The organism is Microbulbifer okhotskensis, from assembly GCF_023895975.1.
GTDB lineage: Bacteria > Pseudomonadota > Gammaproteobacteria > Pseudomonadales > Cellvibrionaceae > Microbulbifer > Microbulbifer okhotskensis.
Genome location: NZ_JALBWM010000544.1, coordinates 1 through 226, shown reverse-complemented (window position 1 = coordinate 226; position 226 = coordinate 1). Strand labels below are relative to the sequence as shown.

Genomic DNA, 226 nt, shown 5'->3' with positions numbered 1-226 from the left:
CGACTGGGAACGATTTCTCGCGACCTTCCCGCACCTGTTCAGCCTCGGCGGTGCACTGGCCTTCGGCATCGCCCTGGTATTCGCCAAGCTGTGCCATGAGTTCGGCCACGCTTATATGGCCAAGCGCGCGGGCTGTCGGGTACAGAGTATGGGACTGGCCTTCATGGTGCTGTTTCCGCTGTTCTATACCGATGTCAGCGATGCCTGGCGGGTAAACGACCGACGC

Annotated in this window: 1 protein-coding gene; it reads left to right on the top strand. The window is 61.1% G+C overall.

Features of this window, described 5'->3' with window-relative positions:
- The coding region (locus MO867_RS23235) for a hypothetical protein (protein WP_444875297.1) at positions 1–226 on the top strand (226 nt) is incomplete at both ends.